Below are 9,466 nucleotides of genomic sequence, written 5' to 3'. Positions count from 1 at the left end.
CCTAGTTATCCGATCTCAACATTATCAAGCAGTTCTTCAACTACTCGTTGATGGTTCACACCGTCAGCCAATGCGTCATAAGACAATGAGAATCTATGGCCTAATACGGTGGGGAGCATTGCACGCACATCGTCTAACGTGACATGGTCACGCCCTTGTAACCACGCATAAGCGCGAGCACATTTATCTAATGCGATTGAAGCACGTGGGCTTGAGCCAATTTCAATCCACTTTGATAAGTTGGATTCTGGGTAACGCTCAGGTTTTCGCGTTGCCATTACCAAAGCCACGATGTAGCTCTCAACTAAATCGGAAACTGCAATGTCTGGAAGTTGGCGACGAGCTTCAAGTACCAATTCAGGTTCAATATGCTGTGGTGTGACTAATTCTGAACTCGTCTCACTGCCTAACTCTTCGCTGCGAACAAGTCGGATGATGTCACGCTCCGCTTCGTCTTCTGGGTAGTCGACCGTCACCTTCATAATGAAACGGTCCATTTGCGCTTCTGGAAGCGGATACGTACCTTCTTGCTCAACTGGGTTTTGAGTCGCTAGAACCATGAATAAATCTGGCAGAATATGAGTTTGACCACCTATAGTAATCGTCCCCTCCGCCATCGCTTCAAGTAGAGCCGCTTGTACCTTAGCCGGCGCACGGTTAACTTCATCGGCTAAAACAATGCTATTGAATATAGGTCCCGGCTGGAAATGCAGTTGAGGTTTACCCTCTAGCTCTTGGTACACTTCCGTACCCGTTACGTCTGATGGCAGCAGATCAGGCGTAAACTGAATTCGACCAAAGCTTGTATTCAGTAAGTTCGCCAACGACTTCACTGAACGAGTTTTCGCGGTACCGGGAAGGCCCTCTAGAAGCACATGGCCATTGGTCAATAACCCGATCACTAGAGCACGTATGACGTGACTCTGACCGATGACACTTTTTTCTGTCTGTTCAATCAGTTGGTTTATTGCTTGTTGCGCATGGTTCATAGATCTTCCCTTAATTCAATCTGGCTGTGAACATCCTACTCACAAGCCCTATAACTATTAGTTATAAACGTGATAATTAGTTATAAGCACCATAATTTATGCGTGCCATAGACAAGTTTTTGCTAACCCTTTATTTCAGCTAAGCTTTCTACTGGCTCATCGCTATTTACTTACTAAGTGCTCTCAATTGGTTAATGGCTTCCGGTGGTGCCACCTTACTCAATGACGAAATACATTGTTCAAACGCTTTTACTACGCCTGGTTTCTGGTAATTTCGAGCCAAAATCTCACACTGTGCGTACAAATGTTGTGGGTTACGGCTAAATTGGTAAGCCTTATTCAATGACTTACTCGCAGCAAGTACATCAGACTTCTCTAAAGCCAAGCCGTACACATACCAATATTGTGGGTCGGTTTTTGCTGTTTCTGCCGCTTGTTTTAGGTAGTCGGTTGCTTTGTCGTAACCTTTCACACGAAGCAAAGATAAGCCTGCGCTGTATGGCAACACACTCGATTTTGGTTGCGCTTGAATACCTTGTTTCAATATCGCTAATGCCTTTGGTTCGTCACCAAGTGCACGATACAAGTCGGCCAAGTTGGCGTAGCTGTTTTCGAAGTAAGGTTCAATTTCGATAGCGCCTTGATAGAGCTCCATCGCTTTTTGATACTGCCCTAGATCTCGATAAACGTTACCTAAATTAGTACGACCAAAACCTCTGTCAGCATTGAAGCGTTGTATCTCGATGTACTCTTCTAATGCTGGCTTGATTTGATCTTTCTGCAGAGGATTCATTTCTCCCCAGTAACGCACTAATGCACCTGCGGTTTCTGAACGAATCGACAATACAGGGTCTTTCAATAGCGGCTCTAGAATCTGCCAACGGTCAGTAAATGGAAAACCAGATGAGCCTTGAACAACACCCAATCGAATCATTTCATCGTCATGTTTCACCGCTCTTGCCAATGAGATAAGTGTATTTTTGCCCGTGTTACCACCCAAACGCTCTAGGCTCGATGCTCTAATAATATTGCTTAAGCTGGAATCCTGAGCCGAATACGCCAAGGCATCTTCAGCCCCACTATGTCCAATTGAGTCAGCATAAAAGGCAACAGCAAAATGCTGCTGATTACGATACTTAGAATCTGGGAACCACTCACCAATTTGCTTATCGGCCCACTGGTCAGTTTGATCTTCATGACAACTGGTACACACGTTTGGTGTTTTAATGTGTTGGCTAATATCAGGACGCGGGATATGCCAACTGTGGTCACGCCTTGGATCGACCTCCATGTAAGTCGTCTCTGGCATGTGACAAGTCGTACATTGTGAAGCTTCGGTATTGGCTTCGTGGAATGTGTGCTTTTCAGGCGCGTATTCAGATGCAATGTGACATTGACCACATACGGCTTCTTCGGCAATTTTCAGTTCTGCAGTATGGGGATCGTGGCAGTTAGTACAAGTGACGCCTTTCTCTGCCATCACTGATTGTAAAAAAGATCCGTAAACGTAATCTTCATCGTAGATTTGACCATCGTTATGGTAAAGCTCAGGGGTAATCAAGCTCAGACGATACTTATCAAAAAATGAACCGTTAACATGGTCGCCTGTTTCATTCAACTGAGTGCGTCGGCTGTGGCACTGAGCACAGGTTTGAACTTGATTGGTATGGATGATGTCTTTTGGTTGCAGGGTTGAGTTGCCCTCTTGATAGATCCACTCTTTCACCGACCTCGACAAGTCACGATCAAAACCATAATGCGCCGAAATCTGGGCATCTTTTCCACCTTTGGTTGTGGCTTGCTTGTTATTTGTTCGCTGAGCTTGTTCAACATGCTCACTCGCTGGCCCATGACACGCTTCACAACCGACATTAATCTCAGACCAAGTGGTGTTGTAAGTATTACTTGCGCTGTCGTAGTTCTTTTCTAGGTTTGTTGAATGGCAGTCAGCACACATGAAGTTCCAGTTCTGACCACTATTGGTCCAGTAGAATTCATCAGTGTTGGTGGTATCTGGGTAGAGGTGAAACCAACGCTGACCGCCTTGTGCCTTTTCTCTTGAGTCCCAAGCAAAAGGAATCAATTGCACGCGACCATCCTCAAATTCAACCATGTACTGTTGTAGAGGTTCAAAGGCAAAGGTATAGCTGATTTTGTAATCTTTGAATTGGCCGTCTAGCCCTTCGATATTTACCCAGAACTCACCACCTTTGCGAAAAAAGCGATTGGGTTTCCCTTTGTGGGTAACGGTTTGATTATTGAAGTCGCCCAATACCGACTCGTCAGTAGCGTGCTTCATTGCCATATCATGATGAGAACCTTGCCATGCTTCCACTTCTGCGCTGTGGCAATCAACACAAGCATCAGAGCCTATATATGTAGCCTGAGAACTGAAAGGCGCTGCTTCTGAACCTGTAGCTGCTGAGCCAACTGACGAAATTAGCTCACTGGCATAGACATTAAGACTGACTATCAACAACATAAATAACGACAACATTCCGGATAATACTGCAACTCTCTGGTGTTTCAATCCGTTCACTAGTGAGCACAACCATGCAGACATAACATTCCTTGTTTTTATACATCCTTATGCTTAATAAGATAGACGTAAAAACACCTAAAATACAATTAATTAGTGTCTCGGGTATCGAATACTTGTGATTTGTATTTACATCGGTTAAGTGCCTATAAAAAAAGAGCTCCGGAGAGCTCTTTCAATCATAAATTTTCGCTTGTGAATATTTACTTTTGTAATAAGAGTTACTTGTTATGGTTCTCTTGCAGTTTCTCCATTACCTGATCCAAGCTAAAGCTTGCCGCTTTTTGGCGTGGTGGGTACTCGGCAAACGTTTCTAAGAACTCACCAACATACGCTTGTGCAGGAACGAACATATATGCATGGTCTAACAACCAGTCATAATAGGTATTCGATGTGATATCTGCATTTTCATATGGGTCCATGCGTAGGTTAAATAACTTAGGTAAACGTAACGTCACAAACGGTTCTGACCAAATCTGCATAGTGCCCGTTGCACGCTGCTCCATGAACACCGCTTTCCATTGGTTATAACGAAGCGCGGCCAAATCACCATCATCAGTAAAGTAGAAAACTTCAGAACGGCGACCTTTTTCTTCTTCACCTGTTAGGTAAGGAAGGAAGTTGTAACCATCTAAATGAACCTTAAATGTTTTATCACCCGCAGTGTGACCTTTCAGAAGTTTCTCTTTGATTTGATCATCGCCGGCAGCTGCAACAAAGGTCGGCATCCAGTCCATGTGATGCATAATTTCATTAGAAACCGTACCTGGTTCAATCTTACCTGGCCAACGAACCATTGCAGGTACACGATATGCACCTTCCCAGTTGGTGTTTTTCTCACCACGGAACGGTGTTGTACCCGCATCAGGCCAAGAGTTCATGTGTGGGCCGTTATCCGTTGAATAAAAAACAATGGTGTTGTCTTTGATACCCAGATCATCCACTTGTTTCAATAACTGACCTACATGTCTATCGTGCTCTACCATGCCGTCAGCATAGTTACCTACCCCTGCCACACCTTTGCTATCAGCTTTGACGTGTGTTCTAAAGTGCATACGCGTTGCATTCCACCAAACGAAGAATGGTTTATCGGCTTTCACCGCACGGTCCATAAAATCAAGCGCTGCATCGAGCGTTTCTTCATCGACAGTCTCCATACGCTTACGCATTAGTGGGCCGGTGTCTTCAATCTTACCGTCAGCGAAAGATTTGATTACACCACGAGGGCCAAACTTCTTACGAAATTCTGGATCGGTTGGGTAATCTTCATTTTCTGGCTCTTCTTCAGCATTTAGGTGATAAAGGTTACCAAAAAATTCATCAAAACCGTGTGCTGTTGGAAGGAATTCATCTTTATCGCCAAGGTGGTTTTTACCAAATTGACCCGTCATGTAACCCATAGGTTTCAACATTTCTGCGATTGTCGCGTCTTCTGCTTGAAGGCCAATGTCTGCACCTGGTAAGCCTACTTTACTCAAACCTGTTCTTAATACACTTTGACCAGTAATGAACGTAGAGCGACCAGCTGTACAAGATTGCTCGGCATAGTAATCTGTGAACATCATGCCTTCTTTAGCGATACTATCGATATTCGGAGTTTTGTAACCCATTAAACCAAAGGTATATGCGCTGACATTAGATTGCCCAATATCGTCCCCCCAAATCACGAGAATATTCGGTTTTTCTGCTGCGAATGTGGTGGTGGAAGCCGCCATCATCGCCGTACCCAAAATCGCTAAACGACGTTTAACGCCATATTTCGCTGTCATAGAAACCTCTTCGTTAGTTATTTGCATCCTGCCTTACAACATATAGTCCATTTTTTTAACTCTCGCGACCTTGGTTAAACTATTAATATTTTTATCATTTTCATAACGAACAGTATGCGTAAACACGTGATAAAATGACGTAGAAAAACATGACGAAGATCACGCATAATATTCGAAGATAAATCGAGGTAAGCATATAAAACCAAATTGAATCATAAAGTTAGATCTGCTTCATAACAATTGGTTATAACCACTATAAAAAGACACCATCAGTTTTTGAGATTAATGTTTGCCCAACGATGTGTTGCTCTAACGCATTAATCTTAAAAGTGAATCGGAGTCCTTATGGGTACTAAAATTAATAAACTGGCATTAGGTGTTGGCTTATTAGCAGCTTCTTCAGCAGCAACCGCAGCAGAAAAGCCTAACATTCTTGCTATCTGGGGAGATGACATTGGTGTGTTCAACATCAGTGCATACAACAACGGAATGATGGGGTACGAAACCCCTAACATTGACCGTATTGCTAACGAAGGCGCACTATTTACTGACCACTACGGTCAACAATCGTGTACTGCTGGTCGTGCTGCATTCCTAACAGGCCAAGAACCTTTCCGTACTGGTCTATTGACTATCGGTATGCCAGGTTCAGACCACGGTATCCCAGATTGGGCTCCAACGATCGCAGACCTCCTCAAAGAACAAGGCTACATGACAGCTCAGTTCGGCAAAAACCACATGGGTGACCAAGACAAACACCTTCCAACGAACCACGGTTTTGACCAGTTCTTCGGTAACCTGTACCACCTGAATGCGGAAGAAGAGCCAGAGACATACTACTACCCTAAAGACCCTGAGTTCCGTAAAAACTTTGGCCCTCGTGGTGTAATCAAATCTACTGCCGATGGTAAAATTGAAGATACTGGTCCTATGACGCGTAAGCGTATGGAGCATGCGGATGAAGAGTTCCTAGAGGAATCTCTAGCGTTCATGGAAAAGGCAGTGAAAGCTGACAAACCATTTTTCATCTGGCACAACACAACACGTATGCACGTGTGGACTCGTCTACAAGAAAAATACCAAGGCGCATCGGGTATCAGCATTTACGCTGATGGCATGTTAGAGCACGATGACCAAGTGGGCGTGCTACTAGATAAGCTTGATGAATTGAAGATCGCAGACAATACGATCGTAATCTACTCAACAGATAACGGTGCAGAAACTGTATCTTGGCCTGATGGTGGTGCGACTTACTTCCACGGTGAGAAAGGTACAACTTACGAAGGTGGTATGCGTGTTCCTCAGCTCGTTCGCTGGCCTGGTACAATCAAACCGGGATCTAAGATCAACGACATCATGGGTCACCAAGACTGGATTCCTACTCTACTAGCAGCAGCTGGTGATGATAAAGTGGTTGAAAAGCTAGCGTCTGACAAAGGTGCAACTTACAACGGTAAGAACTGGCGTGTACACCTAGATGGGTACAACTTCCTACCTTACTTCCAAGGTAAAGAAGAGAAAGGCCCTCGCGACAGCATGCTTTACTTCTCTGCTAACGCTGAGCTAAACGCTGTACGTTGGAATGACTTCAAGATTTCATTTGCGGTACTAGAAGGTAACATTGTTGATGCAGTACGTTTCCAAACGAACTGGCCTCAAGTTGTTCACCTACGTGCAGACCCATTCGAGAAAGCACCACACGAATCTGGCATGTACTTACGCTGGATGGCAGACAACATGTGGCTATTCGTACCAGTAGGCGGCAAAGTACAAGAGTTCATGAACACGCTACCTGACTACCCAATGCAACAAAGCCAAGTATTGAACCCTGGTAACTTCAACCAGAACGTTTACATGCTTCAGGGTAAGCTTCAACAACTAGAAGCGGCTGCATCGCAAGCTAAGTAACCAATTAGCTAACGCTACGAAAGTAAACAAAGCCGTGATAAATCACATTTATTACGGCTTTCTTGTTTCAAAAATAAAGCATATATCTGCCATAATATGACGAATGACTTTATCGAGATTCAGCGTGTTTGTTGGATGATAATTACCCACATTGGTCTTTAGTTATCTCGATATATGACCGTTGCGTTAAGATTTCGCAAATTTTTTTAAAACACTATGACATGACTTGAAATACATACATTTGCATGCGATTGTAATTCATCTAACCATAACAACAACTGTATGATTATGAAGACAATCCAAAGTATAGCCCTACTTTCAGCTATCGTTGCTGCACCCGCAGCATTGGCTGATGTAACCATTAAAATCCCTTCTAGCGCAGATGCCTTAGTTGACGTCGTAGCAGTTAACGAGGCTAAGCCTGACCTTGAGGGTGGTTTTTTCTCTTCAAGCAAAACAATAACCGTTCCAGACGGTGTAAACCAAATCGTTTTCCATTATCAGCTTGCTTTTAGTCAAGGTAACGATCGTGAGTTTGTCGATAGCGACGTCATAATTGCAACTTTTGATGCAGCAGACACTACATTGACGTTTGAAATGCCTAAATTCCGTAATGTATCGGAAGCGAAAAAAGGCTTTAATAACCTTGATTGGAAACTGATTGATGAGAACCAAAATGTAATCAGTGTTAATCAAGATAAGCTAATCAAAGATGGAATGCAGATTGGTCGTAAATATCCTCAAGAAGCGAAAGAATACAACCAGAAAGGCGGTATTGCTGCATTAACTATGGGTACATCAGCAGTTGCAACAGCAGCGGTTGTACAACCTGTCACTCTACCAGCAAAGATTGATGCGAACGCGGCGAATACTGCGGAAGAAATGCTGTATTTCTGGTACGAGAAAGCCGATGCTGAAACCAAGCAGAAATTCAAAGATTACGTGAACAAATAGATTTATTCTGCTCACTTTAAAGCAAGAAGCTGACATCAAGTCAGCTTCTTTTCTATCTCTAGGATTATTTCATAAGAAAGGGAAAGGTTATTCCGAATTCATAGGTTAAGCCTCATCTATTGCGATTTCCCATCCACCTTAGCTGGCCAACCCAAACCTTTATACTCAGCAGCCAACAAATAGGCACAACGACTCGAAATCGTTGTTCTAATCCAGTCACCGACCCCATACACTTTGTATTCCAAAACAGCCATTTTCATAACAGTACTACTCACTCAATTTTAAATTTATAAATCTTGAGTTAACGTTACCGATTTCCGTGATTCATGTATGTTCCTAAAGGAACAAAAGTTGAGGATTTAGCCACAAATAGCCGCCTATTTGAGTCTTTTCTCGAGAAATAAGTATTTTAATTATAATGCGTTCATCGTCGATATAGGGTCGCGGATCATTAAATTCATTGGTGAAATACGTTCGTACAAACCTTCAAAATCTGAGATGGACACCTTACCTCTTTGTATCGTCACTAGACCTTGTTGTTCGATACTTTTTAACACCTCATTTAACCTCGGCCTTGATATACCAGTAATGGTACTCAATTGGGTTTGCGAAATATTGATACTCACCTTTGCCCCTGTAACATTTGTCTGGCGAGCAGCGAGCTCTAAAAGGACATAAATCGTTTTTTGCTCTTTTTCATGGATGGAAGATAAGAAAGCCTGCATCCAGATAGATTGCGATTTAACTCCACAATGGAGTAGCCATTTGAAGACCATGCATTTCTTTTCAGCGAGCTCCAATACCTTGTCTGCGGGGAAAAATACCATGGTAATCGGCTCAACTTCTTCTGCGACAGCAAATAAATTGTAGTTCGCATGAATGGTCAAAGCGCCGATCCAATCGCCTTTACCTATCACACCACCCGACAAGCTTTTCATGTTTTCAGTTGAAAAGCAGATACCCGCTGAGCCTTTAAGAATATAAAAGACCCCCGGTAAATTTTGGAATTTTTTCGTAATCTCTAAGCTATGAACACCCGTTTTGAAGAGCGCAATCTCGAGCAAGCTGTGGATCAAATCTTGTGACAAATCACATGGCCATTGTATTTGTTCGCCTATTTTAGGGTCTAACAACGATTAACTCCTTGTCTAACAATATCTGCATGAGTGCAACGCATCTCACTGAACCTTTTCTAAATGTAGTCTAATACTGCTAACACCCAACAATTATTTATCAAAAAAGTTATATTTTTTAGTACTTTAAGATAATAGCGTAGCTTACAAGCTGTAAGTGAACCATTTGTCTCG

General features: G+C 43.0%; 6 protein-coding genes. 2 read left to right on the top strand and 4 right to left on the bottom strand.

Annotation, left to right across the window (positions count from 1 at the left end; translation table 11 throughout):
* Positions 1–5 precede the first annotated feature (5 nt).
* From OCW38_RS17345 to OCW38_RS17335, 3 genes are all read right to left on the bottom strand, one after another.
* The gene (locus tag OCW38_RS17345) at positions 6–989 is read right to left on the bottom strand and encodes an AAA family ATPase (RefSeq protein WP_010429261.1); all 984 of its coding nucleotides are present in this window, start codon (positions 987–989) and stop codon (positions 6–8) included.
* Between the two features lie 166 nt (positions 990–1,155).
* Positions 1,156–3,552, bottom strand: coding sequence for a tetratricopeptide repeat protein (locus OCW38_RS17340; protein ID WP_016766797.1), 2,397 nt, complete (start codon positions 3,550–3,552; stop codon positions 1,156–1,158).
* Positions 3,553–3,749: 197 nt separating this feature from the next.
* Complete coding sequence (locus tag OCW38_RS17335) at positions 3,750–5,297, bottom strand: arylsulfatase (RefSeq protein ID WP_261896343.1); 1,548 nt, start codon at positions 5,295–5,297, stop codon at positions 3,750–3,752.
* A gap of 345 nt (positions 5,298–5,642) precedes the next feature.
* Here OCW38_RS17335 and OCW38_RS17330 point away from each other — a divergent pair, with 345 nt between their 5' ends.
* Both OCW38_RS17330 and OCW38_RS17325 read left to right on the top strand, forming a co-directional pair.
* Positions 5,643–7,205, top strand: coding sequence for an arylsulfatase (locus OCW38_RS17330; RefSeq protein WP_010429253.1), 1,563 nt, complete (start codon positions 5,643–5,645; stop codon positions 7,203–7,205).
* Between the two features lie 288 nt (positions 7,206–7,493).
* Positions 7,494–8,159, top strand: a complete 666-nt coding sequence (locus tag OCW38_RS17325; protein ID WP_261896342.1) for a DUF2057 family protein — start codon at positions 7,494–7,496, stop codon at positions 8,157–8,159.
* A gap of 413 nt (positions 8,160–8,572) precedes the next feature.
* Here the strand turns inward: OCW38_RS17325 and OCW38_RS17320 are convergent, their stop codons facing one another.
* A complete protein-coding gene (locus OCW38_RS17320) occupies positions 8,573–9,292 on the bottom strand; it encodes a Crp/Fnr family transcriptional regulator (RefSeq protein WP_010429245.1) in 720 nt (239 codons plus the stop codon).
* Positions 9,293–9,466: the final 174 nt, after the last annotated feature.

This window comes from Vibrio cyclitrophicus (genome assembly GCF_024347435.1).
Lineage (GTDB): Bacteria > Pseudomonadota > Gammaproteobacteria > Enterobacterales > Vibrionaceae > Vibrio > Vibrio cyclitrophicus.
The sequence above is the reverse complement of the archived record's forward strand: the minus strand, read 5'-3'. Positions and strand labels throughout refer to the sequence as shown.